This is a genomic window from Pseudomonas helleri (assembly GCF_009600315.1).
In the GTDB taxonomy this organism is placed as follows: domain Bacteria; phylum Pseudomonadota; class Gammaproteobacteria; order Pseudomonadales; family Pseudomonadaceae; genus Aquipseudomonas; species Aquipseudomonas helleri_A.
In genome coordinates, this window is the sequence record NZ_WIWC01000032.1 from 29122 (window position 1) to 55807 (window position 26686).

The 26686-nt window shown below is 56.6% G+C and carries 23 protein-coding genes and 1 pseudogene; 19 read left to right on the plus strand and 5 right to left on the minus strand.

The features are described 5' to 3' along the window. Nucleotides 1-59 precede the first annotated feature (59 nt). Nucleotides 60-923 (minus strand): methyl-accepting chemotaxis protein, encoded by an 864-nt coding sequence (locus GHN86_RS24090; protein WP_405591520.1) that lies wholly within the window; start codon nucleotides 921-923, stop codon nucleotides 60-62. Nucleotides 924-962: 39 nt separating this feature from the next. Then, nucleotides 963-1982, minus strand: a pseudogene (locus GHN86_RS24095) (methyl-accepting chemotaxis protein); the annotation flags it as partial. 306 nt (nucleotides 1983-2288) lie between these two features. On the opposite strand from GHN86_RS24095, the gene GHN86_RS17140 reads away from it, so the two are divergent. After that, nucleotides 2289-3011, plus strand: a complete 723-nt coding sequence (locus tag GHN86_RS17140) for a histidine phosphatase family protein (protein ID WP_323369418.1) — start codon at nucleotides 2289-2291, stop codon at nucleotides 3009-3011. Here the strand turns inward: GHN86_RS17140 and GHN86_RS17145 are convergent. Both GHN86_RS17145 and GHN86_RS17150 read right to left on the minus strand, forming a co-directional pair. Further along, nucleotides 3008-3514 (minus strand): hypothetical protein, encoded by a 507-nt coding sequence (locus GHN86_RS17145; protein ID WP_153380172.1) that lies wholly within the window; start codon nucleotides 3512-3514, stop codon nucleotides 3008-3010. The two genes, GHN86_RS17140 and GHN86_RS17145, sit on opposite strands and share 4 nt — an antisense overlap. Nucleotides 3515-3592: 78 nt before the next feature. Further along, nucleotides 3593-5059, minus strand: coding sequence for an ArnT family glycosyltransferase (locus GHN86_RS17150; RefSeq protein ID WP_153386987.1), 1467 nt, complete (start codon nucleotides 5057-5059; stop codon nucleotides 3593-3595). A gap of 231 nt (nucleotides 5060-5290) precedes the next feature. On the opposite strand from GHN86_RS17150, the gene GHN86_RS23730 reads away from it, so the two are divergent. The 4 genes from GHN86_RS23730 (at nucleotide 5291) to GHN86_RS17170 (ending at nucleotide 8397) form a co-directional block, all read left to right on the plus strand. After that, the gene (locus tag GHN86_RS23730; protein WP_228389626.1) at nucleotides 5291-6649 is read left to right on the plus strand and encodes a DUF2515 family protein; all 1359 of its coding nucleotides are present in this window, start codon (nucleotides 5291-5293) and stop codon (nucleotides 6647-6649) included. After that, complete coding sequence (locus GHN86_RS17160; RefSeq protein WP_153380176.1) at nucleotides 6646-7281, plus strand: hypothetical protein; 636 nt, start codon at nucleotides 6646-6648, stop codon at nucleotides 7279-7281. Before GHN86_RS23730 ends, GHN86_RS17160 begins: the two co-directional genes overlap by 4 nt. A gap of 133 nt (nucleotides 7282-7414) precedes the next feature. Further along, the gene (locus GHN86_RS17165) at nucleotides 7415-7918 is read left to right on the plus strand and encodes an Hcp family type VI secretion system effector (protein ID WP_153380178.1); all 504 of its coding nucleotides are present in this window, start codon (nucleotides 7415-7417) and stop codon (nucleotides 7916-7918) included. Continuing rightward, a complete protein-coding gene (locus tag GHN86_RS17170; protein ID WP_153380180.1) occupies nucleotides 7918-8397 on the plus strand; it encodes a hypothetical protein in 480 nt (159 codons plus the stop codon). The genes GHN86_RS17165 and GHN86_RS17170 overlap by 1 nt, the downstream gene beginning before the upstream one ends. A 43-nt stretch (nucleotides 8398-8440) precedes the next feature. Here GHN86_RS17170 and GHN86_RS17175 read toward each other — a convergent pair whose 3' ends face one another. Next, nucleotides 8441-9736 carry a carbohydrate porin gene (locus GHN86_RS17175; protein ID WP_153380182.1) on the minus strand — a complete coding sequence of 432 codons (1296 nt, stop codon included), beginning with the start codon at nucleotides 9734-9736 and terminating at the stop codon, nucleotides 8441-8443. A gap of 199 nt (nucleotides 9737-9935) precedes the next feature. Between GHN86_RS17175 and GHN86_RS17180 the strand changes: the two genes are divergently transcribed. The 14 genes from GHN86_RS17180 (at nucleotide 9936) to GHN86_RS17245 (ending at nucleotide 26383) form a co-directional block, all read left to right on the plus strand. After that, nucleotides 9936-10949 (plus strand): ATP-grasp domain-containing protein, encoded by a 1014-nt coding sequence (locus GHN86_RS17180; protein WP_153380184.1) that lies wholly within the window; start codon nucleotides 9936-9938, stop codon nucleotides 10947-10949. Nucleotides 10950-10989: 40 nt separating this feature from the next. Further along, nucleotides 10990-12132: a trypsin-like peptidase domain-containing protein gene (locus tag GHN86_RS17185; protein ID WP_153380186.1), complete on the plus strand. Its 1143-nt coding sequence runs from the start codon at nucleotides 10990-10992 to the stop codon at nucleotides 12130-12132. A 77-nt stretch (nucleotides 12133-12209) separates the two neighbouring features. Next, complete coding sequence (locus GHN86_RS17190) at nucleotides 12210-13346, plus strand: phosphoribosyltransferase domain-containing protein (RefSeq protein ID WP_153380188.1); 1137 nt, start codon at nucleotides 12210-12212, stop codon at nucleotides 13344-13346. Next, entirely contained in the window at nucleotides 13336-14094 is a 759-nt protein-coding gene (locus GHN86_RS17195) for a trehalose phosphatase (protein WP_153380189.1), read from the plus strand. The genes GHN86_RS17190 and GHN86_RS17195 overlap by 11 nt, the downstream gene beginning before the upstream one ends. Then, the gene (locus GHN86_RS17200; protein ID WP_153386989.1) at nucleotides 14087-15181 is read left to right on the plus strand and encodes a cysteine protease StiP family protein; all 1095 of its coding nucleotides are present in this window, start codon (nucleotides 14087-14089) and stop codon (nucleotides 15179-15181) included. Before GHN86_RS17195 ends, GHN86_RS17200 begins: the two co-directional genes overlap by 8 nt. Further along, on the plus strand, nucleotides 15181-16137 hold the full coding sequence (locus GHN86_RS17205) for an HpcH/HpaI aldolase/citrate lyase family protein (RefSeq protein WP_153386991.1): 957 nt from the start codon (nucleotides 15181-15183) through the stop codon (nucleotides 16135-16137). The genes GHN86_RS17200 and GHN86_RS17205 overlap by 1 nt, the downstream gene beginning before the upstream one ends. After that, nucleotides 16134-16808, plus strand: a complete 675-nt coding sequence (locus GHN86_RS17210) for an HAD family hydrolase (protein ID WP_323369419.1) — start codon at nucleotides 16134-16136, stop codon at nucleotides 16806-16808. Before GHN86_RS17205 ends, GHN86_RS17210 begins: the two co-directional genes overlap by 4 nt. A 74-nt stretch (nucleotides 16809-16882) precedes the next feature. Continuing rightward, entirely contained in the window at nucleotides 16883-17473 is a 591-nt protein-coding gene (locus GHN86_RS17215; RefSeq protein ID WP_153386993.1) for a TerD family protein, read from the plus strand. Next, on the plus strand, nucleotides 17470-18678 hold the full coding sequence (locus GHN86_RS17220) for a TerD family protein (RefSeq protein ID WP_153380197.1): 1209 nt from the start codon (nucleotides 17470-17472) through the stop codon (nucleotides 18676-18678). Before GHN86_RS17215 ends, GHN86_RS17220 begins: the two co-directional genes overlap by 4 nt. Before the next feature lie 66 nt (nucleotides 18679-18744). Continuing rightward, complete coding sequence (locus tag GHN86_RS17225; RefSeq protein WP_153380199.1) at nucleotides 18745-19194, plus strand: tellurite resistance TerB family protein; 450 nt, start codon at nucleotides 18745-18747, stop codon at nucleotides 19192-19194. Nucleotides 19195-19201: 7 nt separating this feature from the next. Further along, the gene (locus tag GHN86_RS17230) at nucleotides 19202-20242 is read left to right on the plus strand and encodes a TerC/Alx family metal homeostasis membrane protein (RefSeq protein WP_153386995.1); all 1041 of its coding nucleotides are present in this window, start codon (nucleotides 19202-19204) and stop codon (nucleotides 20240-20242) included. A gap of 33 nt (nucleotides 20243-20275) precedes the next feature. Beyond that, nucleotides 20276-20851 (plus strand): TerD family protein, encoded by a 576-nt coding sequence (locus GHN86_RS17235; protein ID WP_153380203.1) that lies wholly within the window; start codon nucleotides 20276-20278, stop codon nucleotides 20849-20851. 39 nt (nucleotides 20852-20890) lie between these two features. After that, a complete protein-coding gene (locus tag GHN86_RS17240) occupies nucleotides 20891-21469 on the plus strand; it encodes a TerD family protein (protein WP_153380205.1) in 579 nt (192 codons plus the stop codon). 198 nt (nucleotides 21470-21667) lie between these two features. Then, nucleotides 21668-26383, plus strand: a complete 4716-nt coding sequence (locus GHN86_RS17245) for an AAA domain-containing protein (protein ID WP_153380207.1) — start codon at nucleotides 21668-21670, stop codon at nucleotides 26381-26383. Nucleotides 26384-26686 lie beyond the last annotated feature (303 nt).

The following is a 26686-nucleotide window of genomic DNA, read 5'->3' on the forward strand; positions in this document are numbered from 1 at the left end:
CTTTTGCTTTTAGTCCCCTCTCCCTCTGGGAGAGGGCTAGGGTGAGGGTAGCCCTGCTTTTACACCTTGAAGTGGCTCACCATTTCTTGCAGTTGATTGCCCAGACGCGCCAGTTCAACACTGGACTTGGCCGTTTCATCACTGGCCGCTGCTGTTTGTTCCGACACGTCGCGCACATTGACGATGCTGCGGCTGATCTCTTCAGCCACCGCGCTTTGTTGCTCGGCCGCTGCGGCAATCTGCTGGTTCATCGACTGAATATTCGACACGGTGCGGGTAATGCCTTGCAGCGATGTGCCCGCCTGACGGGTCAACGTCACGCTGCTGTCAGTCAGCACGCGGCTGTTGTTCATGACCGACGCCACGTGCTGGGTGCCGCTTTGCAGGGCGGCTACCAGGGTTTGAATCTCTTCGGTGGACTTTTGCGTACGCTGAGCCAAACCGCGCACCTCATCGGCGACCACCGCAAAACCGCGTCCCGCTTCACCGGCACGGGCCGCTTCAATGGCCGCATTGAGTGCCAGCAGGTTGGTCTGTTCGGCCACCGCCTTGATCACGTCCATCACGCTGCCGATTTTGTCGCTTTCCTGTTGCAACACGGCCATCGCTTCGGTCGAGCGACCGACTTCCACCGCCAGTCGCTCAATCTGATCAATCGCCTGATTGACCACGTTGTCGCCTTCACGGGCTTCGGCGTCAGCACCGGCCGCCGCTTGCGACGCTTGTTCGGCGTTACGCGCGACTTCCTGCACGGTGGCCGTCATTTCATGCATGGCGGTGGCCACTTGATCGGTTTCGATCTTCTGGCTGTTGACCCCGGCGCTGGTCTGTTCAGTCACCGCCGACAGCTCTTCAGCCGCACTGGCGATTTGCGTCACGCCGTCGCGAATGCCGCCAATCAAATCGCGCAGGGTGGTGCCCATACGCGCAATTCCTTGTTGCAGTACGCCCAGTTCGTCACGGCGGGTTACACGCAGGTCATGGCTCAGGTCGCCGCTGGCAATCCGTTCAACCACGTCCAGGGTTTCACGCAACGGGCGGGTGATCTGGCGGGTGATGATCACGGCAGCCGCGATGCCGAACAGCAAGACCAACAAGGTTGTGATCAGTTGCAGACGGTTGGCCTGGGCGCTTTCGATGTCGCGACGTTCCAGCTGGATTTTGTACAGTTCATCGCTGCGACTGAGCACGGCGGTGCCGTAATCCGTCATGTCTTTGCGCACGGCAATAATGGCGTTGTCCGTGTCGGCGTACACCTGTAGCGCGGCTTGGTACTGATCCATGGTCTGGGTCAGTGTGCGCAGGGTGTCGGCGGCACTGACCGCGAACCAGGCGTTGAGTTTGCCGAGGCTGGCGACGGTAGTGCTCAGCTGTTCACGCGCGGCTTTTTCGGTGGCTGGATTAGGTGCCGCTATATAAGCGCGTACCTGATAACGCGAGAGCAGGAATTGTTCGCGCATCTCGGAAACCGCCTGATACATGGCGAAGCGTGATTCATCACCTTCCGGCACTTGCAGGGCGCGGGCCAGCAGGTTGGCGATCGCATCCTGTGCGACCAGCGCGTTACGGTCCATGACGGCCCGAGCAGTTGCCGAGTCAATATAGGCTTTGCGCATCACGACCAGCGCAGCCTCGTAACGGCTGATGATGTCTTGCTGCTCTTTGAGCAGCTTGAGGTTTTCCGGGCTCTTGAAGGTGCTGATCAGCTGCTTTTCAAGGTCCTGAAACGCATTGATGCTGTCTTGTACCTTCTGCGCGGCAACCTCGTCGCCGTCAGTGAGCATGTACTGCAGGCGCGTGACCCGCAGGTTGGTAAACGCGGTGTTTAAGCGCGTGATGTCGCTCATCCAGTTACTGCGGTCAATCAGTTTGTCCAGACTGAACCAGTTGCTGATGGCCATCAGGCAGGTGAGGCCCAGTACCAGGCCGAAGCCCAGGGCCAGTTTTAGATTAACGCTGATGTTGTTCAGCCAACGGTTCATAAAATTCTCCAGGAGCGTGCGCGCAGGGTCGAGATTCGCTGGAGGGTTTTATTGTATTTGCCCAGCAGAGTGCTTGTGTTGGCTTGTATCGGCGGCAGAACGTAGAGCTGAAACGATTTGTTTATAAACACGATGAAAGGCCCTCTGCGCGACCATGACCCTTTCGAGGTTGAGCTTTTTTTCACATCCGTTTCACTCCCCTCTGACCCACATTTTTTTAGGCTGCGGTTCAGCAAATAGACGCCATGAGTGTGTGAGGCTTCTCGCTGCCGGGGTCATCGTCGCGTCAAAGGTGGGGGGCAATTTGTGATACTCAGTTTTCATTTCGCCGGGTCGCTGCGCGCCAAGCTGCTGCGTGGTTTGATCCGCCATAGAAATACAGGGGTGGTGATCGCTGCCAGTGTGCTGACGCTCATGCTCACGTTGCACCTGTTGGCGCCTGTTGCGGTGCCCAATCTGGCGCAGCCATTTAATGCAGCCCGCGCGCTGGATGTGGCTCAGGAGTGGGCAAAAGGCAATGTGATCGCCCTGGTGCGCCATGCCGAGCGCTGCGACCGATCATCCATGCCGTGTCTGGGCCCGTTGGACGGCATTACCGTGCGAGCCACACGGACGGCACAGGTTGTGGGCGCAGACTTCAAACAGTTGGGACTCGCCAACGTCGATATTTACAGCAGCCAAATGACCCGCACCCGGCAGACCGCTGACGCTATGTTTAGCCGGCCTGTGGCGTCACAGGACTGGCTGTTTAAGTGTCGCCGCTCGATATTGCACGATGCGCTCAAGCACAAAGTACCGGGTCGCAATCTGGTACTGATCACCCACAGCGAATGCATGGACGCCATGGTGACGGACTTGCACGCCGCCACGAACACATCATTCGGCTACGCGACGGCATTGTTTATCAACGCTGATGGCGCCCAAGGCGGGCCGCAGATGTTGGGGTACATCGAGCCCGAGCATTGGTCCAAGGTGATACCGCTGGCAGGCACGCCGAGTCGATATGCCATTGAAGCTTCGCAGTTCTAAGCACGCTTGAGCAGGCGATCCCAATTGTTGTCTTCGGGCAGTGGTTGCTCAATGAGTTCACGCGCCACGGCACGTTCAATATCGCTGGCGTTGAGCGTTTGTTCGTCAAGCCAGGGCCATGTGGCATCCGCATCGCGAAAGTTGAGGTGGCTGTTGAGTTGCTGACACGCCGTTGCCAGCAAATGCATCAACACCCATAGGCTGGTGATATACGGCCGCTGCTCGACCGGGGCATGGTTAATCAACTGAGTCACTTCGGGCAAAGGCGGGTTTGGCAGCGTTCGGGTGTGCAGGCTCCATAACAGCTCGCCATTGTTCGAGGCATCTTTATTGGCCGACCCAGGGTCACTGCTGACGTCCAGCGTGAGCGTTACCCGTTGCTGCTCAAGTTGGTCAATCAGATAGTGGGCAAGATCAGACTGGCGTAAAAAGGCGGTCGCCGTATTGACGGCCAACTGAGCGTCATAGTCGCTCAACGTGCTGCTGGTGATCGTAATGGTCATGTCAGGCTCCTTGGCGGGAAAGTACCCAGCACAGGGAGCGTAGCCAATCGCCCGGGATCGGCCACGGCAACTGCTGTTCTATTGTCCGGGATCAAGTGTGGCCAGGCTGACAAAGTAATAGTGATGCCGCCCCACGCTAACCTTGTCCACGACGGTCAGGGGTAGGCCCGCTATGACTGGATCTTCGACCACGGCAATGTGGTCGGGCGATGCGGCCAGAAACGCCTGCAATTGAGCCGTTGAATCCAGCGTGTGCTGCAACTGCTGGCTATAAAACACCACGGCGCCCAAACGCTCGTCGGGTTTGAGCAAGGCAACCTGTTTGCCCTCGGCTTGCAAACGGATGACGTGGGCCGCCACGGGCTGGAACGATTCGGCCCGATCCGCACGGGGTGCCCATAGCGCCGCCCCCAGATACGTGGCTACCACACCCACCAGTACCGTCACGGCGAGAGGGCGATGATAGTCACTGAGAAATCTGGCGATGGCCGAGCGCTGGCTGTGAGCGCGCAGCCACGCCATTACCACGCCCGCGTATTCCGCCGCGATGACGGCAGCGGCCGGGGTCAGCGCCATCAAGTACACGATCCGCTTGCTGGACGCGATATTGAGCAGCACAAACTGCGCCACCAGCCACACGCAGAAAAACAGCATGTAAGGGTTGTTGCGCAGGTGTTTGCGGAAATGCCAAAGCCCCAGATAGGTCAATAGGTTCCACGGCAAGAAGGATTCGGGCAGTTTTCTCAGGTAGTAATAAAACGGCTCATAATGCCCCGCCTCGACAAACGACCCGCTGAAACGTCCCACACTATTGGTCCATAGCACCTCACCGACGGCGTGCAGCCCCCCGTGTTGATACAGCACGCACAACCAGATAAGCAGCGGGATCAGCCCCACTAGAGTAAACAGCGCAGGTCGCCACCAGTCGCGTAGCACCAGTCGCTTGTCGATCAGGCTTTGGCACAGCAGGTAGACGAAAATCACCACCCCCGGCAGCGCCAGCCCCAGCACCCCTTTGCTCAAGGTTGCGATAGCGATCCCCGCGGCAAACAGCAGCCAGCTACCAAGGCGCAGCCGGACGTGGCGGCTGGCCTGATAAAACGCCAACAACGCGAGCGTGACGCCCAGTGTGAGCAGCGCATCCTCACCGACCTGACGCGCGTTATCCCAAAAGCTGGCCATGGTTGCCAGCATCGCCGCGGCGGTCCAGGCCATCGCGACAGGGCGCCCCATTCGACGCAGCATGACGTACAGCAGCATCACACACGCCAACCCGACTAGCGCTGACGTCAGCCGCACGGCCCACAACTCGCCGCCGAACAGGTTAATGGCCGTTGCATCCAGCCACAGGCTCAACGGTGGTTTTTCGAGAAAGGGCTCATTGAGCAGCGATGGCGTGACCCAATCTCCGCTCACCTGCATCTGCATGGCAATCCCCGCCACCCGAGACTCGGTAGAGCCCTGCAAGTGGTGATTACCAAGGGCGAAAAACAACAACAAACCGGTAAGCAGCAATAACAGCAGAGTGGGACGAGTCAGGCGCATGGGTCTACCAAAGGGTGTCGGGGAATGTGCAGGGGCAAAAGTATAGAAGGGCAATCCTGTACAGAACGTGAAAGTGGCCAGCGGGTTTTTTCATGTTCGTGGAGGGCGTGGGAGGCGTTTTAACTGAGTGATTCAGGACATTTAAATGTAGGACTCATCCTGATTTTCCCGACGATGATCCAGAGGGGAGTGAGGCTGGTAGGGTCGCGACATTCCAGTCGGAGCCAGCCCATGACTCAGTGTTTTAAAGATCATCCCAGTGACAACGAAAAACTAAACGAAAACATCAAACCGCTGGATGAATGTAAGACTCACATGATGGAAGTCTTGGGCGTCGAGATGATGGTGACGCGTGTTCCGATCCTGACGTGTGATTGTCTGTGGCGTATTTACCAGCGCGAAGCCGAGGAGATTGTCGCCCCCGGGGGTGTTTTGATCGCAGACCCAAAAGAGCGAAACCGCGTAATAAATGCAGCTTATGCACGCTTGTGGCTCCATGACTCACGCTTTCAATGGGCTGGGCTGGCAGCGTTTGCATCCAAGCAGGTCGGGTGTGGGTTGTTGCATGCCACAGAGTCGATGGAAAAACTTGAGGTGGAGCTCAAGGCCGTTGCCAAGTTCATGAAGCTCACTCCTTATTTGAGTACTATTTATAGGCAAAACGAACTCATTGAATTGATCTATAACCTGACTGAACACACGGTTGAAAATTTTACTGAGTTTCGTATCGAACACTTGAATGAACTGACGGATGAAAAAATAGAATCCATCATTGTCAATTTAAACGCGTTGGGTGGACGATTTAAAACGCTTACCTTTGAAGAGGTTAAAGAGCAGGTTGTCAATAAGTTTAAAGAGCTCACTATTGATAGGGTCGATGCTATCGTCAGCGCATTTGAAGAGTTTCAGGCTGCCAACGCTGATAATCCCATTCCCGTGGATGTGCGCTTAGGGGCCATGAAACTGGGTGTGGTCCAGAGACAATTGAAATATGTGCACGACATGCTGGCCTTGGGGAATACCACGCTGTTTTTGGATATTTATCCGCTTCATCAGTTTTATAAGAAGCGTGGGTTTGCGGAGATGAAGAAATGTCTGGAGAAGCGGGCAAATATCTATGGGTATTCGAAATCACCTGTGTTTTGGCCAGTTGATCAGGATAAAGTGATATTTGGTTTTGCCCATGCACAGATCTTGGAAGCTTTCAGCGAGATCGAGAAGGGAAATATTGCAGAGAGCGTGAAATTATTTGCTTTTCATGAACAGCAAAATATATTGCAGCCCGCGATATATGAAAATTTGAGGTTGAAATTACTTCTTCGTGGTAATCAATTTTCTTATGCAACTAGCTTCCCTAGTGGTGCCGCACTAGCTATCGAACTCACTCTCACCAGTCAATGCCAGCCTATACAGGATGGGGGGACAATTGAATTTAGCGATGATGTGTTCTCTGATCTATCGGATATAGATCAGCGCATGGAGTTCGTGCTTCGAGCGGCTGCTAGCTTTAATGAGATGCTAAATAGCACACAACGTCACTTGCTGAAGCACTCGATCAAAGAAATTTCGGATTTTGGTGTTGCCAAATGAAGTTGCGAATTCAGGTTGGCAGCAGGCGCCAAAATTTTGTTTGTGTATCTATTGCAATAGTAGGATTGATTCTTATAAGTGGGTTCTTCCATTCGTTCGCCGCAGAGCCTGAAATTGCTCTTGTGTATGGGGAACCTTGGGAAGACATGCGTCAGCGCTCAAGTGCAAAAATCGCCCCGGCGATCCCTGATGAAATCTGGTTTCGTATGCCTAAATCAGATGCCCGTTTACGTTTTATTGATCCGCATTATGGATTCGTCACACCGCTGGCTCGGTTCTTCGCGATCACTTTTAACAAGGGGGAAGTACGCAATATCCGCATGTCTCCTCAAGTCGAACCCTTGCTGTTGGATGATGCATTAAAGGTCGTGCTGGACTTGCAAGATCAATGGCGTGCAAACGGTTGGGTGGCAATGAGACGGCTTAGTGCGCCTCCTTTCGCGGATACCCCCCAATGGCGTGCCCTTTTTCGAGACAAAAACAAGGTGGGTGTTACTTATTGGCAGGCGGGCGGTCGTTATCAAGTTTTGCTGGGTTTGAATCGATTTAAAGACACTAGAAACCCTGGCCAAGAGCGTTACATGATCATGCTGGATCTTGGTAAACCCTGGCTTCCTGAACATATCGAATAGTGCGGCGAAGACGGGCGTGAGTGGGCACCTACGATTGAAAATCAATTCACTCTTTATCTGGCTCGCTGTAGGAACTCGTTGAAATCAATAACTACCATCTCTTAATACATCACAACTATAAAGGAACCCCACCATGCCAACTCCCGCTTATTTAACCCTCGTTGGTAAATCCCAAGGCTTGATCAGTGCTGGCGCACTGGGCAAGGAGTCCGTCGGCACCGCCTGGCAAATGGGCCGCGAGGACCAGATCATGATTCAGGCGCTGACCCACGGCATCTCGGTCCCCGGCGGCGCTAAAGCCAGTCAGCGCATGCATAAGCCCTTGATCATTACCAAGGTGATCGATAAGTCATCGCCCTTGCTCAATATTGCGTTGTGCAATGCTGAAATACTGACCACTTGCCGTGTGGAGTGGTATCGGCCTGCGGGCAGTGCGGGGCGAGAGCATTTCTACACGATGGAGCTGGGCGACGCTGTGATTGTCGGTGTGGACATTGCTTTGCCTCACTGTCAGAGCATGGAGACCGCGCAATTCACGCAATTGGAAACGGTGCAGTTTGCCTATCAGACGATTACTTGGCGGCATGAAATCGCGGGGACGTCGGGGTATGACTTTTGGCAAAACGAGGGCCACTGATGAAACTGATCAGCGCTCGGTTCCCCTTACCCACTGAGTTGAAGCACGCTTACAGCGCAGAAGAAGCGGTAGGCGTAGTCAAACAACATTTGGACGGCAGGATCGTATTGGATGGGCTGGCGCATTTGCGCAGCTTTCTGGCGCTGAATTTCGACGATCAGGTGTTGAATAAAGTCAGGGATGGCGAATGGCTGCTGATCAAACCTGAAGCCTATTACTTCGACTACACACCGTTCAAAGAAGCGTTCAAGCAGCAGCGGGTCATGGAAATGATGGCGTCACCGCCCCCGCAGGTTAAAGAGGCGATGCAACACATGTTCCTCATGACCAGCGACGTTGAGGACGCGCTGCCCAGCCGACGCTATTACGCCACCATTAATGGGCAAAAAGGCCAGCGTCGGGTTGATGCGTTGGGCATCGCACAAATCCCGGAACCCGCAAAGGGCGCGCAGGTCAACCTGCACGTCCTTGAGAGTTAAGGTGCGCGTGATTAAAGGGTTACGGTATGAGCGAAATCGCCGGTTAGAACGTCGCTTTAATCTGTACACCCGCGACCAGCGCATTGCCCCGGCTTTTGCCGTAGAACGCGCCGGGTTCGATGATGTATTGCACGTCCGGGCGCACGAGTAGCCACGGGGTGACTTGCGCACCGTAGTTGAGTTCAAGTAACTGTTCGCCGCTGTCGAGGCTGGCGATCATGTCAGCTTGTTCGGGTGTAGAAGCTGCCGCTTCCTGCACATCCCGTGAACGTGAGTTGAACACCGCTCGGCCATAGGCGAAGGCGATGCTGTCGTGTGGACGGCTGGCAAAGGGTTTTTGTTTGACCAGACCCACCGCATACCAACGGCGCATGGCCGAGGTCGCTGCATTGCTGGTGGCCGCCTGACCGAAGGCGCGCAGTACGCTGTCCGGGTCTTGCTCATCCCGCCAAATCGCTTGGTCAACCAGCACGTAGGCGCCGGTGCGGTTGTTGGCCTTCTCTTTGCTGCCAATTTTGGTGGTGTTGGACGTGTCGTAGTACCAGCCCACTTTGTATTGGCCATTAAGGTAGGCGTTGTTATTAAAGATCGCTTCCAGAGGCATGATCGCGCCCGTGGTGCCTTTGGTGGTCATGGTGAACGCTTCGGAGGAACGGCTGTTGTACTCCGGGTTGACCTGAAACAACGCCGTTTGCAGGGTCAGTTCCGGGCTAACGGTGTAACGCAATTCGCCGCCCCAGTGCCCGGTCGGGTAGTTGGTCCAGCCGCTGCCGTTGGACATGGTCAACGGGTGTGCGCAAAAGCCAGCGTTCACAAAGCTGGTCAGCAAGGGCATGCCGCCGAAATCATTGCCCATCGGCAAGAAGCCGACCTTGGCATTCAGTGCGGGTGAAAACAGGGTGTTTTCGTAACTGAATTCCGACAATCGGGTGTACATGCCGCCGTAGTTTTCCTGCACCGGCAGGCGGTTACCGACCAAATCTTCGGACGCACTGTGGCCGCGGCGGTCGTTGATGGTGATTTGCACCCGGCCTGCGTTGGGGGTGTCGAGCAGTTTGCTGAGGTCGAACTGGGCTCCAATACGCACTTGCTGAGAGTAACGGGTGCCGTGTTTGATTCCGCCATGCAGGTTGGAAAACGTCTCGGAGTTGTAGTCGCCCGTCAGCTTGATGCCTTGATCGGCCAGCTTTTGGCGTTCGCCGCCCCAGTTGCCGGTCAGGGTTGAGCGGTGCATCAGGTCATCGGCGCTGTCGGCCTGAGCGTAACAAGGCGCCAGGGCCAGAAGGGACAAGCCGCTGCACACGCTGGAGGTCAGCAGGGCGCGGGAAGAGAAAAACATCGAAGGGTGCTCCTTTACGTAATAGGCCCGCTCTACGGAGGGCGCGACATGATGCCGCACATTATGAACTATTTAGTACAAAATTTTCATGTTTCGTTACATGAGCACCTGAGCACAATGTCTGAGAGCGTCTACCCGCGCCATCCGCTAGACTGCCGCGCTTAACGTGTGTCTTCACTATCTGTGGCAAGGGATGTTCATGATCTGGTTTCTTGAAGGGCAATCCAGCCAACGCGATGTGATTGCCGGTGCCCGTGCGGCACTGCCCGAGACGGTTCGGATCTTCGCTTCTCACCGACAAAATCGCCCTGAAATCACGGGTCTGGCAGACATCGGCTGGCGCGAGCCGCTGGATAATGACGCGCGCATTGCCTGGGTGATCGAGCAAGCGCGAGCGCAGCACATCAAGGTGGTGTTGGCAGGGCGTGTGGGGCAGGTGTATGAAGCCCACCGTGGCGAGTTCGAGGCGGCTGGCCTGCAACTGGTCACGGGTGCGCTGGATCTGGACACCTTTGAGCGGGTCGATGACAAATCGGTGTTTACCCGCGAAGCGCTGACCGCTGGGCTTGCGTGCATTCCGGCGATAACCGTGAGCACTCAAGCAGAGTTGCTGGATGCCTACGCCCTACTGTCCCGTGATGGTCAGGTGTGTGTGAAACCGACGCGCGGGATTTACGGGCAGGGCTTTTGGCGTCTGGCCGAGGATGTCGATCCGTTTCGCAGCTTTGCCAATGCCGATGCCCACGAAGTGAACACCACCGTATTTGCTCAGGCTTACGGTCAGTCGATCAATCCCAAGCCGTTATTGGTGATGCCTTATATGCCCGGCACTGAGTGTTCGGTGGACATGGTGTGTGAGGCGGGTGAGGCAGTGGCGTATGTAGGGCGACGCAAGCAAGGGCTGATGCAGTCATTCGAGCGCGACGGTGCGGCGGTGGAGCTGGCGATCAAGGCGGCGCGGCACTTCAAGTGCGATGGCATCGTCAACGTACAAACCCGCGATGACGCGGGCGGTCAGCCTCACTTGCTGGAGATCAATTTGCGCTATTCCGGCGGCATTGGTTATACCCGCGAAGCCGGCGTCAACCTGCCGGGTATTTTTGCCGCGCGTCGTCTGGGCTTGCCTGTACCGGCCAGCGTCTGGCGTGAAAATATCCAGGTCAAAGCCATCACCACCGTCGTTTCGGTTGGTGGAGAAGAACTGTTAAGGTGATCGGCTCTTGTTTGTCGCGGGCACAGGGGAGTCACAAGCGATGATATTGATGCCGGGCGCCAATGCGGCCCTTGAGTCTGTGCGCTGTGAGATGAGCCTGACGTGCTCGCGAGCGGGTGCTTTGGGTGAGTACGCCGGGCTTGCGCTGCTGGCGGTTGATGACAAGCGCCAACCCGTCGCACCCCCGGCATTAATGCACACCCCGCAACCCTGGGTGGTGTGGCATGACACGCTGGGTCTGGCCCGTTTCAGCCTTGCGCTGGAGCAACTGCCCGCACACTGCGAACGGGTGTTGCTGGTGCTCTATGTGTTCGGCGCCCTGGGGCCGTTGCGTGAACTCGGTGCTTTCCAGCTGAACGTCGGCGAACAGATCGAGCACGGGCTGGCACTGGATGAGTATGGTGATGGCGCTATGGTCATCGCCGAGGTGTACCGCCGCAACGATCAATGGAAAATCCGTGCACTGGCCGAAGCTTCAGCCTACGGGTTGAGCGCGTTTGCCCGACGCATGGGGCTGACTCTGGATGATCGACATCCGCAGCGAACAGGCTCTGAGGCGCCAGACGACAGCGCGGCGCGCCAAGGCTCCACGGGCACAGGCTTTGCCGTCAGCGCTCAGCATATTTTGACCTGCGCCCATGTCATTGAAGGCCTCGATCATTTATCGATTACGTCGTTTGATGGTCGATACAAAGCGGAACCGGTAGTGGTTGATCGTAAGAACGATCTCGCATTGTTGCGGGTCACTGGCGCGCCGCCCTTGAGTCCAGTGACGTTTCGCGAGGGCATAGGCTGTGAGTTGGGGGAAAGTGTCGTGACGCTGGGTTTTCCGCTGGCCGGACTGGCGGGCGGCGGCGTTCAAGTCTCCCAAGGCGTAGTCTCCGGCCTGTTTGGCCTGCGTGATGACGCCAGTCTGATGCAGTTCACCGCGCCTATTCAGCCCGGTTCCAGCGGCAGTCCGGTGTTTGATCCGCAAGGGCTGGTCAGCGGTCTGGTGACATCAAGCATGGCGGATGCGCAGAACATGAACTTTGCCGTCAAGTCGGCGCTGTTGCTGGCCTTTTTGGAGGCGGCCCGAGTGCCAGCCCAGCGTGGGCACAGCGAGCGCTCATTGAGCACGCCCGAATTGGTGCGAGCGGCGCAGGCCGGGTTGTGGCGGATTGACGCCAGCCATCTCCAGTAACCATTTTTTACTTGTCTAAAATCCCCGTCTCACTAATCGTCCCCCCATTTTTAAGTATGTTCAGGTAGTAAACATTGATGAGCAGCGGTAATTCCAAGACCCACACCAAGGCTTTGCATGCAAACCTTAAGCGCGGTCGTCTGGAGGTTGAGGTCAATGCATCGACTTTTGATCCACAGGCATTGTTCAGTTTTGCCGAGCGCCGAAACCCCAAGCGCGCCTTTTTATTCGTATCCCGCGTGCTGGGCCGTCATATACCGGCCCGCCCGTCGCTGATGGCCGAAAGCTTCAATGCGCTGGCCGCCAAGATCCCCGCAGACCTGCCCGGCCCGGTGCTGGTCATCGGCATGGCTGAAACTGCAGTAGGGCTTGGCGCCGGGGTGCACCGTGCGCTCAGCCAAACCCGTCAGGACAGTGTGTATTTGTGCAGCAGCCGCCACCCGACGGGCTCAGCGTTGTTCGCCCGGTTTGAAGAGGAGCACAGCCACGCCAGTTCGCATCTGTTGCACCTGCCACAAGAAGCGCTTACGCGCGAGATGATGCTCAACGCGCGTTCACTGGTGCTGGTGGATGACGAAGCCTCCACCGGCAATACCTTTATCAATCTGACCAAGGCCCTGGCCGAGGCCGGGCTGAACTCGATTGAACGCATCGTCACTGCCACCCTGACCGATTGGTCGCAGGATGCCGTGCGTCATGCGATGGGTGAGCACGTCACCAGTATTTCCTTGCTCGACGGTTGCTACACCTTCACCGAAGATCCGGCAGCTGAACTGCCGGAGATGCCCGAAGTCGGCAGCGTGGCCCAAGGCAACTGGCCACTGGACCCGAGCCGGGACTGGGGGCGTATGGGCGTGCGTGAACACGCTGATACGCTGGCGCCGGGCTTGCAGATTGAGCCGGGTGAGCGCGTGTTGGTGATCGGCACCAGTGAGTTTGTCTGGCTGCCGTTTCTGCTGGCCGAGCGTCTTGAACGTGCTGGTGCTGATGTGCATTTCAGTTCAACCAGTCGCTCGCCGATTGCGCTTGGGCATGCCATTGATCACGCCTTGTCGTTCTCTGACAACTACGGTCTGGGGATTCCCAACTTCCTTTACAACGTGGCCCCCGGCCAGTTTGACCGGGTGCTGATTTGCAGCGAAACCCCGGCGGCTGCGGTTGATCCGGCGTTGCTCAACGCCTTGAATGCGCAGGTAATCGTCGATGACCATTAATCGCCCGCTGGTGTTTGTCGATCTTGACGACACTTTGTTTCAGACCGCCCGGAAAATGGGCGATGAGCCGCGTTTTACGGCCACGCTGGATGTCGATGGTCAACCCAACGGCTTTATGAGCGCCACGCAAAAGAGCTTTGTCGAGTGGCTGCTGGCCACCGCGGATGTGGTTCCGGTAACGGCCCGCAGCGTTGAGGCTTATCAGCGCGTGCAGTTGCCGTTTGTCCATGGGGCCATTTGCGCTCACGGTGGCGTAATCCTCAATGCGCAGGGCCAGCTTGACGCGCCGTGGCATGCGCGGATGGCTGATGAGTTGGCCCTGGAGCAAACTCGCCTGCATCAATTAAGCGAGTTGACGTTGGCGATTGGCACCGAGCTGGGCTTTTCACTGCGCGGCTGGGTAGTTGAAGAGCAAGGGCTGGCCAATTACGTGGTGACCAAGCACAACCACGAAACCGATGAAGCTCTGCTGATCGTTCTGAATGAAGTCAAAGCGCGTGGCTTGCTCGACGGGCTGTATGTGCATGGCAACGGCAATAATCTGGCCTTCTTGCCCAATGCTTTGCAAAAGCAGGTGGCGGTGCGTGAGTGGATCCGCCGCGATCAAGCGATCAACGGTAAGCGCCCGATACTGGGCTTCGGCGATAGCGTGTCGGACCTTGGCTTTATGACTGAATGCGACTGGTGGGGCACGCCCAAGCGTGGGCAGTTGGCCAGCCACGTGATGTCGAGTATTACCGATGAGTAATGCTTTTGCAGGGCTGCACACGGTTGGCAGTGGCAGCTATGACGCCGATGACGTGCATTTTTTACTGCGCGCCATGGACATCGAAGTCACTGATGTGCAGGAAAAAGAGCGCCTGATCCAGACTCAGCAGCGTCATTATTCCGAGATGATCAGTCAGGAAGATGCGCCCTCCGACACCCATATGCGTCTGTATCAGTTAGCGCTGGCGCAGAACGGCGCACGGATGGCCGCAGATGTGCAGTCGCTCGCTCAAGCCTTGAACGAGCGCTACACCGGGGCATCGATTGCGCTGGTGTCGTTCGTGCGTGCCGGTTTGCCGCTGGGCGTGCTGCTGCGTCGGGCGCTAGTCGGGCTGGGGCGTGATGCGCGGCATTATGGGATCAGCATCATTCGCGACCGAGGCATCGATAACGTCGCACTTGAAGCGATCATCAAGACCCACGGCGCCGAAAACATCGTCTTCGTCGACGGCTGGACGGGTAAAGGCGCGATCAGCGGGCAGATTCGCGAGAGTTTGGCCGGTGACTCGCGTTTTCCGGTTGATCCCCGGCTGGTGGTGCTGGCCGATCCGTGCGGGCGTGCCTGGCTGGCAGCGTCGGCAGAGGACTGGCTGATTCCCTCCGGTATTCTCGGGGCTACGGTTTCCGGCCTGGTTTCGCGTTCAATCTGGCCACAAACGCTTGGCTTGCATGGTTGTGTGGTGTATGGCCACCTGTCTGAACATGACGTAACCCAGCCTTTTATTCACAGCATTGAAACCGAGCGGGCGCAGTTGGCACCGCTGGTATCGGCCCAGCCGTGGACGACCGAGCAGGCCGCAGCGTTGCAACACTCGGCAGTGGCAGCTGTCGAACGTATCTCGACGCGGTTTGGGGTGAGCAACCCCAATCGTGTCAAACCGGGTATTGCCGAAGCGACCCGCGCCGTCATGCGTCGGGTACCGGACCATGTACTGGTACGCAATCGAGACGACCAGGACGTGCAATTGCTGCTACACCTAACCCGGCAGGCGAAGATCGAGGTCGAAGAAGTCGGCGATGAACTGGGGCCGTACCGCGCTGTGACAGTAATCAGGAGTGTTCGCTGATGATCAAACATTCAGCCTATGCCTTGGGCGCCACGCTTTATATGCCGGCTACCCGTCCCGACATACTTGACGTGGTGATGGGCGAAAAGATTCAGGGTTTGCGTTCGCTGGTGGTCTGCCTTGAAGACGCCGTGGCCGAAACCGATGTGCAGCAAGCGCTCAATAACTTGAAAAACCTGTTATTGGGGATTGATGCGCGTGGAGGGCGACCGTCAGGCGGGCCGATGGTTTTCGTTCGTCCACGGGATGCGGCCATGGCGGCGGTGCTCAACGAATGGTCATTAATGCGACACGTCGATGGGTTTGTAGTGCCCAAGCTGCGGTTGAGCAATATCCACCAATGGCAACAGGCGGTAACACGCGACGAATTGATGTTGATGCCTACTCTGGAAACGGCCGAGGTCTATGACCCTAGCGCCATGGTTGAATTGCGGGGTGCCATGCTTGAGCTGTTGCCTGAGCGGATTATTGCCCTGCGTATAGGCGGCAATGACTTGATGGGCTGTTTGGGGTTGCGTCGTAATCCGGCGATGACGCTGTACAGCACACCCATGAGCTATGTCATACCGATGCTCTGCGGGATTATGGGCTCTGCGGGCTTTGCCCTGACAGCGCCGGTATTTGAGCAACTCAATACACCGCAACTGTTGGAGCATGAGCTGGCGCTGGATCTGGCTCACGGGCTGGTGGGCAAAACGGCGATTCATCCGTCACAAATCGCCATTATCCACAAGGCGCTGCAAGTCAGCCTTGAAGACCTCAACAGCGCCCGCCACATTGTGAGTGAGGCCGCGCCAGCGGTATTCAAATTCAACGACGCCATGTGCGAACCCGCGACCCATTACACCTGGGCGCAAAAAACGATTGAGCGAGCGCATTGGCAGGGGGTTCGTCCTGAATGCAGCTCAGCGGACATTTTTGGAGGCAGCCTGCGATTGGCTGAAGTAGTGGGGTGAACAACGTTTTGAAAGCATCGAGTAATGGCAAACAAGTTCTGGCCGCCTTCGATTTTGATGGCACTTTGACATATCATGACTCGTTCGTGCCCTTTTTGCGCTTTGCGTACGGCAACCGATTGTTCGCCATGCGTTTGCTTCGGATGATTCCTGCGACCCTGTCTTACTTGCTGGGTCAGATATCGCGTAATGATCTGAAAGAAAAGCTGATCACGGTTTACCTGACGGGGGCCAGAGAAGCGTGGGTCAAAGAGCGCGCCGAAGCATTTTGTGACGTTTCGTGGCAGCGCCTTATGCGCCCTTTGGGCTTAACATCTGTCGCCAACCAGCTGGAGCAGGGCGCTACGGTCACCATTTGCTCGGCCTCACCCGAGCTGGTGCTGGCCCCATTTGCCAAAAAACTGGGCATCGGCCTGATTGGCACCCGCCTGGCTTCGGTCGACGGTGTACTGACCGGAGAGATCGAGGGCACTAACTGTCGTTGTGAACAAAAAGTCATCCGTTTAGAGGCGCAATACGGGCCTTTGGACCAATACACATTGCGCGCCTGGGGTGACACCCGGGGCGATGAACAACTGCTCGGAGCCGCTCAAGAGCCACATTGGCGCGAATTTCACGCGCTGTGGCGTCGCAAGCGGCCACTTGACGTGTGTTTGCGTGAAGAACTGTAAGCAAGGCGTAAGCAAAACACGTCAATATTCAGCAACACCCTAAATGTGCATCAGTGCAGACAAGGAGACGCTTCATGGCCATTTCGCTGTCCAAGAACCAAACCATTTCCCTTGAGAAAGAAGCCGGCACCGGCCTCAAAAAAATCCGCATGGGCCTGGGCTGGGACCCGGTCAAGCCGAGCGGCTTCTTTGCCAAGTTGCTGAACAGTGACACTGCCATCGATCTGGACGCTTCCTGCATCTTGCTCGACAGCAGTAAACAACCGCTGGATCTTGTGTGGTTCCGCCAGCTCAAATCCAACGACGGCTCCATCGTACACTCCGGCGATAACCGCACGGGCGAAGGCGATGGCGACGACGAATCGATTCAGGTCAACCTTGAGCAATTGCCAGCCGGGGTTAAACACCTGGTGTTTACCGTCAACTCCTTCACCGGACAGAACTTCGAGTCGGTAGAAAACGCTTACTGCCGAATCGTCGATGAAGTGAGCGGTAAAGAACTCGCTCGTTTCAATTTGTCTGATAAAGGTCGCCATACCGGCGTGGTCATGGCTTACCTGAGCCGTACTTCGGCAGGTTGGGACTTGACCGCGGTGGGCACCGTTGCCAATGGCCGCACGGCACAGGACTTGAGCAGCGAAGCTGCTCAGGCGGTGCGTGCATGACCACTTTGACACCGGGCGCCAACACAGCCGTTGCTGGCGGCACGCTGAGCGTCACCATCAGCTATACGCCTGTGCCGGGCGCTGATCTGGATGTTTCGGCGTTTTTGCTCAATGAGTCGGGCAAAGTGCGTGGCGACAACGACATGTGTTTCTTCGGCCAGCAAAGCGTCAACAATGGTGCGGTCAAGTTGGCCGAGTCAGCACCAGGTCGCAGCGTGTTCAGCGTTAATCTGGATGCCCTCGATCCGGCCATCGATAAAGTCGCACTCACCGCGACCATTTACGAGAATAAAGCCAAGTTTGCCGCATTTCCGCAGCTGAACGTGTCGGTGTCGGGCGGCATTGAAGCGCCGATTCCGACAGAAGGCATGCAGGAAACCGCGTTGATTCTGGGCGAGTTTTATCGACGTCAGGGTGTGTGGAAGTTCCGCTGCGTAGCACAGGGTTTTGCTGGTGGTCTGGCCCCTTTGGCCCAGCACTTCGGGGTTGAAATCGCTGCGCCCGCACCCGCACCCGCACCCGCCGCGGCGCCAGCTCCAGTGCCTACGCCGCCACCGGCTGCACCTGCACCAGCGCCTGCACCGAAGATCAACCTGTCGAAAATCACCCTCGACAAACAACGCCCTTCGATCAGCCTCGACAAAAAAGATGGCGATTTTGGCGAGATCAAAATCAACCTTAACTGGAACCGTACCTCCCCAAGTGGCGGTGGTGGTTTCTTCGCGTCCTTGCGCGGCAAGTCGGGTGGTATCGACCTGGACGTAGGCTGCCTCTACGAAATGGAAAACGGCCGTAAAGGTGCGGTTCAGGCCCTGGGTAATGCCTTTGGCGACTTCCGTGACGAGCCGTTTATCCAGTTGATGGGCGATGACCGCACCGGCGCTGTCAGCGACGGCGAGTGGTTGCGCATCAATGGTAAAGAGTGGCGCAAGATGCGTCGCGTGCTGGTGTACGCTTTCATCTACGAAGGCGCTCCAAACTGGCAGGCCACTGACGGTGTGATCACCCTGTACATCCCGGGTGAGCCACCGATTGAAGTGCGCCTGAGCGAAGAGGGTGGCACCAAAGGCATGTGCGCCATCGCCTTGCTTGAAAACGTCGGCGGCAGCGTGAAGGTCAATCGCAAGGTCGAGTTCTTCAAGGGCCACTCTGACATGGACAAAGCGTACAACTGGGGCATGCGCTGGTCAGCTGGCTCCAAATGAGCGCTGTGCCATTGGCCGCCTGCTGAAGCAGGTGGCCTTCCCGCAATTTCTGACAAGGTGAATCCCATGCTCGAATGGCTGAAAACCAACGCAACAGCGGCCCGTGACAAATTGTCGACGGAAGTCAGCAAATTCAAGAACCGCGAGTTCATGGAAGCGGTGGTCAGCGGTTGTGCTCTGGTGGCAGCAGCTGACGGCTCTATCAGCAGCGAAGAAAAACAGAAAATGATCGGGTTTATTCAAAACTCGAATGAGTTGAAGGCCTTTGACGTCAAAGACGTGATCAAGTCCTTCAACGCAGTCTGTGAGAAGTTTGAGTTTGATCAGCAGATCGGTCGCGCAGAAGCTTTGAAATCGATCGGTCAGCTACGTAAAAAAGAAGATGCTGCACGTCTGCTGGTGCGTGTTTGCTGCGCAATCGGTAGTGCTGACGGCAACTTTGATGAAAGTGAGCGGGCTGCTTGCCGCACCATCTGTAATGAGCTGGGGCTGAACCCTGGCGATTTTGATCTCTGAGGACATCATGGAAAACACGGCAATTGGCTTCCCGCCAACGACCATCGCTGTATTTGTGGCTTTGGCGGTCATTGCTCTGGCAATCGACCTGTTCACCCACAAAAGCGATAAACCGGTCACGTTGGCCAATGCGGCCATCTGGTCGATCTTTTGGGTACTGATCTCCCTCGCGTTTGCGGGCTATCTGTATTTCGCACATGGCCCTACCGTGGCCAGCCTGTTCGTGACCGGTTACGCGCTGGAGAAAGTCCTCAGCGTCGATAACCTGTTCGTGTTCATGGCGATCTTTGCCTGGTTCAAGATCCCCGATGCGCTGCGTCACCGCGTGCTGTACTGGGGCATCATCGGCGCCATCGTCTTCCGTTTGATCTTCGTAGCGATCGGTACTGGCTTGCTGGCGTTTGGCCCTTGGGTCGAAGTGGTGTTTGCAGTGGTCGTGGCCTGGACCGCAGTGATGATGCTACGCAGCAAGGAAGAAGACGAAGAAGAGGACTATTCCCAGCACATTGCCTACCGTTTCGCGAAGAAACTGTTCCCTGTATGGCCAAAGCTGCATGGTCATAATTTCTTTGTTTCACGTTCAGAGCTTGAAAAAGAGATCACCAAGCCGCAGAACAAGGGAATGACCTTGGTAAGCAAGGGCGCACTGTTCGCCACACCGCTGTTTTTGTGTGTGGTGGTGGTCGAGGTTTCGGACATTCTGTTTGCGTTCGACTCCGTGCCAGCAGTAATTGCCGTAAGCCGTGAACCCTTGATCGTGTATTCGGCCATGATGTTTGCCATTCTGGGGCTGCGGACCATGTACTTTGTGCTTGAGGCCCTGAAGCGCTACCTGGTTCACCTGGAAAAAGCAGTCATCGCGCTGTTGTTCTTCATCGCTGGCAAGCTGGCCCTGAATGCAACCGATCACTTGTTTGGCCATGGTTATGAAATTGATCCAAATACCAGCCTGATAATCGTGCTGGTGGTATTGGCCATAGGTATCGTGGCCAGCGTCATCTTTCCCGGTAAAGATGAAGAACCTGCAAAAAACGACACGAACGCTTGATCGCAGATTACTAAGGACTTAGGAGAACTACACATGGCACTTTCCCTTTCCAAAGGCGGCAACCTGTCCCTGACCAAAGAAGCTCCAGGGATGACTAAAGTACTTGTGGGTCTGGGCTGGGATGCCCGTTCCACCGACGGTCAGGACTTCGACCTGGATGCGAGCGCTTTCCTGCTCAAAGCCGACGGTAAAGTCCGCGCAGACTCCGACTTCATTTTCTACAACCAGCTGAAAAGTACCGATGGTTCGGTTGAGCACACCGGCGACAACCGTACCGGTGAAGGCGACGGCGATGACGAGGCGATCAAAATCGACCTGTCCAAAGTGCCAGCTGATGTCGACAAAATCGCGATCACTGTGACCATTCACGAAGCTGACGCCCGTCGTCAGAACTTCGGCCAGGTGCGTAACGCGTTCATCCGTCTGGTCAATCAGGACAACAACAACGAAGTTGTTCGCTATGACCTTGCAGAAGACGCCAGCACTGAAACGGCGATGATTTTCGCCGAGCTGTACCGCAACGGCGCCGAGTGGAAATTCCGCGCTGTGGGCCAAGGCTTCAACGGTGGCCTCAAGCCATTGGCTGAAAGCTTCGGTCTGAAGTTTTAATCCGTACCCATTCATCTTTTTATATAAGGGTTCACGAACATGGCAGTAAGTCTGAGTAAAGGCGGCAACGTTTCCCTGACCAAGGAAGCACCGGGTCTGAGCGAAGTGATTGTGGGCCTCGGTTGGGACCCACGCGTCACTGATGGTCAGGAATTTGACCTGGACGCTTCGGTATTTATCGTGGGTGAGAACGGCAAAGTGCTGAACGACGGCAGCTTTGTGTTCTACAACAACAAGACCTCTCCGGACGGTCATGTTGTGCATCAGGGCGATAACCGTTCGGGCGCAGGCGAAGGCGACGACGAGCAGATCAACGTCAACCTGGCGGGCCTGTCGCAAGACGCTAAAAAACTGGCGTTTGCCGTGACTATTCACGATGCCGACGGCCGTAAACAAAGCTTCGGCCAAGTGTCGAACGCTTACATCCGCGTTCTGAACAAAGCGGACAACAAAGAGCTGGCACGCTTTGACCTGAGCGAAGACGCTTCGACCGAGACCGCGATGGTGTTCGGCGAGCTGTATCGCAACGGCGAAGAATGGAAGTTCAAGGCAATCGGCCAAGGCTTTGCGGGCGGTCTGGCACCGTTGGCATCGAACTTCGGCGTTAACCTGGGCTAACCCTCGGCGTTAATCAAAAGGCCCTTCCCGGTTTCGGGGAGGGCCTTTTTTTTGGGCGCGGCTTTGGCGTTTAAAAAGAGGTGTCTGAATCCCTTATAAACCTCTGTATCGTGTCGGGAATTGTAAGATTTTTCGCTTTTACTCGGCGCCCTTTAGACTTTCATCAGGCGCCCCTTTTTCGAAGTGGTTCAGTTCACCATGGATACAGTACGTGCCCGTCTCGCCGGTCTGATTGAATTTGTAAAACAGACTGCCCTCATGCAAAAGCGGCCCGCCTTAACGGTTGGTCAGCACAACGCATTCAATGCCACCGAAGAAAAACTGCGAGCCTTGCCCGGCGTCAGTCTGGACGTGCAAAGCGGTGAAGACGATGAAGTCTGGCTGCGCCTTGAACGCTTGCATGAGACCAAGCCGCCTGTGCCGCTTAGCCCATTGCTGGGGTTGTGGATGGACCTCACAAGCACGCCGCAAACCGAACCGGCTCTTAAGCTGCAGGTGGCTCGTGAATTGCTGTTGGGCTGTGGCGCGCTCAGCGATGCCGAGTTGGCCCGCCTGACACCCGACGCCTTGCAGTTGGACGAACAAACGCCTCTGGAAGAATGGGTCAACCTGGAAGACTGCCTGGACGCTGGCGAAATCAAGGCACAGTTCAAGTCCTACTGCCAGACGGCTTGGCGACGATGGTCGGTTGAAGAAAAACAGCGGCGTAAAAGCATTGAGCTGTATGCCGAGCTGTTTCTGTTGGTGCAACAGATGCAGGGCAACCTGGGGGATGCTCAACTGGAGCTGGTGTGGGGTTTGGGTGTTTCGACGTGGGAGCATCCCCAGATTGGCGTCATCCATTACCCCCTGATCAGTCAGTTGGTTGAGCTGGCCATTGATCCGGACAGCATGGCGATTGAAGTGCGCCCACGGGCGGCCGAACCGCGCCTGGAAGTGGACGCCTATGTGGCGGCTGACATTGCCGGTGTCGGGCCGTTGGCCACGCTAGCCAAGGACTTTTTCAAGCAAGAGCAGGCGGGCATCAGTCCGTTTAGCCCCTCAAGTTATGAACCGGTGATTCGCTCCGCCTCGACCTTGCTCGATGCCCATGGGCAGTTTTTGCCCGTGACGATTGCCGAGGGTGATCGCTCCGTCCCCAAAGCCGCAGAGCACCTGTGTGTCACCGACACCTGGTGCCTGTTTGCCCGTGCCCGTGACAGCAATATGTTCATCGAAGACCTGAGCCGATTCGAAGGCGAGATTGAGGGCCTTGAAACGCTACCGGCAGCCTTGCAGGCCATCCTGACGGAACCGTCCTCTGTGCTTGAGGACGTGGATCTGCCTCCGTTTCGTGGTTTGTCGTACGTCAGCGGCACGCAAAGCGCTGATGCCCCGACGGCAAAAGTCCAGGAGCTTTATTTCCCTAAACCGTACAACGACGAGCAGGTGCAGATCATCCAACTGCTGCAAGTGCACGATGGCGTCGTAGTGCAAGGCCCGCCCGGTACTGGTAAAACCCACACCATCGCTAACGTCATCAGTCACTACCTGGCCAACGGCAAGCGTGTGTTGGTGACGTCGATGAAAGACCCAGCCTTGGCCGTGTTGCAGGAAAAGCTTCCCGAAGCCATTCGGCCACTGGCGATCAGCTTGCTGAGCAGTGAAGCAGACGGCATGAAGCAGTTTGAGTTCGCCATACAAAAGATTTCGGCCGAAGTGCAGCGCATTGATCGGGCGCTATATAAGCGCGAAATCGGTCAAATTGATGACGAAATCAACACCTTGCATGGTCAGATGGCCAGTGTTGATCGCGAGATTAGCCATTGGGCCGAACGCAATCTGTCAGACCTTGAGATCGACGGCGAGCGCCTTAGCCCCACACATGCGGCGTTGCAGGTCGCTGCGGCACACGCAGAGGTCAGCGCATTTAGCGATCACATCGGGATCGGCGAGGCGCATCGCCCACGCTTCGATGTGCAGGACATCATCGCGCTGCGTGAAGCCCGCCTTGAGCTTAAGGATTCGCTGGCTTATCTGGGGCAAACATTACCGCAGCTGGCGGCCTTCCCGGACGCTCAGACGCTGATTCAGGTTCATCAGGATCTGGCTCAGGAAAGCCAGTTGCAGCTCAAGGAAAGCACCGGCGAGGTGCCTCGTCTGTTGGATAACAGCCCGCAGACGCTTGAGCAGGCACAGGCACTGGTTGAGCATCTGGAGCGTTTGCAGACACTGCGCACGCAATTCAGCACATCGGCGCCTGACTGGGCAGCAGCGATGCAGGCATGGCTGATGCGCGGTGGCAACGATGACGTGCGTACGTTGTTTGACGGCCTTAAGGTTGAGATCTCAGAGGCATTGGCGGGTCGTAAGGTATTTGTTGCCCGCCCGGTGAGTTTATCGTTCGAGTTGCACACGCAACCCGAGGTGTTAGCGGCCATCGACAACGTGGCGCAAGGGAAGCGCCCGTTCGGGTTGACCGGCCTGATCGGCAAGGGCACGCAAAAACAGCTGCTGGACGCCATCGTGGTACTGGGCAGCAAACCGCAAAACGAACAGGACTGGCAGCACGTACAAGCCTTTGTGCGTTGGCAGCAACATACCCGTACCTTGCTGCTGCGCTGGAATGCCCTTGCCGCCGAAATGCCGCTGCCTACGTTGGAGGCTGACCCGGAGCAACTGATGGCGGCGGCGCGGGCCATCGAGCAATTCGACGCCCTTGAGCTGACACAACAGAGCGAAACCCGTGCCTGCCTTGAGCTCAAACACCTGCTCCCGGAGTGGGCTGAGGTGAACCAGTGGCGCAGCAATGAGGCGGTACTGGGTCAGGCGCAAAGTATTCTGCGCCACTACTTGATGCGCCATCGCTTGGCGGCCACCTGGGTCATCAAAGAAACCTTCAACCAAGCTCTGGCCGGTTGTGGTGGCGAGATCAGTTCACGCCTGCAAGGGTTTTTGGACGTGACGCTGGGCCAGCCGCAAGTAGATACCGCAGAGCTTCAAGGTCACTGGTCCACGCTGATGGACGAATTGCGGCGGGTACTGGCACTGGCCGGTGCGCTCGACACCGTGCAACGGGTCACGGACAGTATTGCGCACAGTGGCGGTCTGATCTGGGCCGCTCGCTTGCGCGAAGAACCCACGACCAATCCGGTAGACGACTTGCTGCCCGATAACTGTCTGGACGTATGGCGCCTTTGCCGTCTGGCGCATTACCTCGATAGCATCGACGGACGCGAGGATCTCAAGCGGCTGTTTAGTCTGCGAAGCGAACTGGAGCTGAGCCTGTCGCGCCTCTATCAGGACGCGGTGGTTAAGCGGACGTGGCTGCGGCTGTCTGAAAACGCCACGCCGAGTGTCAGGGCGGCCCTTGAACTGTATCGCACGGCGATTCGAAAAATTGGCAAAGGCACCGGTGTCCGCGCCGGTCGCTATCGACAGGATGCGCGACTGGCCGCCGATGTGGCGATTTCAGCCATCCCGTGCTGGATCATGCCGCACTACCGCATTTGCGAAAGTTTGCCGGCACAGTACGGTGCGTTCGATCTGGTGATCATCGACGAAGCGTCGCAATCCGACCTAACGGCGCTACCGGCGTTGCTGCGGGCTAAAAAAGTGCTGGTGGTGGGCGATGACAAACAAGTCTCACCAGACGGCATCGGCATGGAAGAAGAGCGCGTGCAAAACATGATGACGCGTTTTCTGGGTAATCAGGTGGGGCTGTTCCGGCCTTTGATGTCACCCGAGCGCTCGCTATATGACCTGTTCAAAGTGGTCTTCGCTAAAAGTGGCACCATGCTGCGCGAGCATTTCCGCTGCGTGGCGCCGATCATTGAATACTCCAAGCGCGAGTTTTATAACCACGAGCTCAAGCCGCTGCGCCTGCCCAAAATGACAGAGCGACTAGACCCGCCGCTGGTTGACCTGCTGGTGATGGACGGGGAGAAAAAAGGCAAATTCAACCTCGGCGAGGCCCACGTGATCGTCGAGGAAATTCGCCGCTTGATCGCCATGCCGCAGATCGCAGGTCGCAGCATCGGCGTGGTTTCGTTATTGGGGGCGGAGCAAGCGCAAAAAGTCATGCAAATGCTGACCAAAGAACTGGGTGAAGAAGTCATCAGCCAGTTCCAGATCAGTTGCGGCGATGCCCGTACCTTTCAGGGCAAGGAACGCGACATCATGTTTCTGTCGATGGTGGCCTCGCCGGGTGATTGCTTTGCCAACAGTCGCGACTCGATTGCTCAGCGATTCAACGTAGCGGCGTCGCGGGCGCGGGACCGTATGTACCTGGTGCGCAGCGTCGAACTGACTGACCTCAGTGCGGTGGACAGCTTGCGCCGTGGCTTGATTGAGCACTTCGAGACGCCTTTTACTCAGGACGCGGAACAGGTCAGTGATTTGCGGGAACTGTGCGAGTCCGGGTTTGAGCACGAGATATACGACGAACTGACCCGTAGGGGTTATCGAGTGATTCCGCAGGTGGGTGTGGGCGCTTATCGCATCGACATGGTGGTAGAGGGCGATAACGATAGCCGTCTGGCGATCGAGTGCGACGGCGACCGTTTCCACGGACCTGACCGCTGGGACAGTGACATGCGTCGTCAGCGTATTCTTGAGCGTGCAGGCTGGCGTTTCTGGCGGTGTTTTGCTTCGGCATTTACCCTCGATCGCGCGCTGATCATGGGTGACCTGATGGCCACCTTGAAGGCGATGAATATCGAGCCGGCCAGTGGTGAGGGCGCAGCGCCGAGCATTCATGTGGAGCGCCGTAAGGTGTACGGTTTTCGTCGTGCTTGTGAATTGACTGACGATGGCTCGAAGCGGCCTTACGACAATCGCCCGGCCAAGGACCCCTTTTTGATTTGGGTTCCGGAACCATTGCCGTCCCTCACCGATAAAGATGAATACTCGGGCTTATCACTTCAGAGGTGTTAAGTCAGAGATATTTAATCGTTTGAAGTACGCTTAGCCGGAACCTTTTAAATGCGCAAATTATTGCGCACTTAAAAGGTTTATTTATGGGGTCGAGAGGCTGGAAGCTATATGGGCAATAGGCTACAGCTCGATGCGCAAGAAGTTGCGCAGCACTGCGCAACTTCTTGCGCATGTTTACCGGATGTAAGTCATTGTTTGATACAAATAATGAGGTCTATTTTTATGTAGGGCGGCGGCAAAAACTGAGTGCAACACCTGACCTTTCCGGTACGGTGCTGCCCTATGTCTTATTCCGAACTCAGC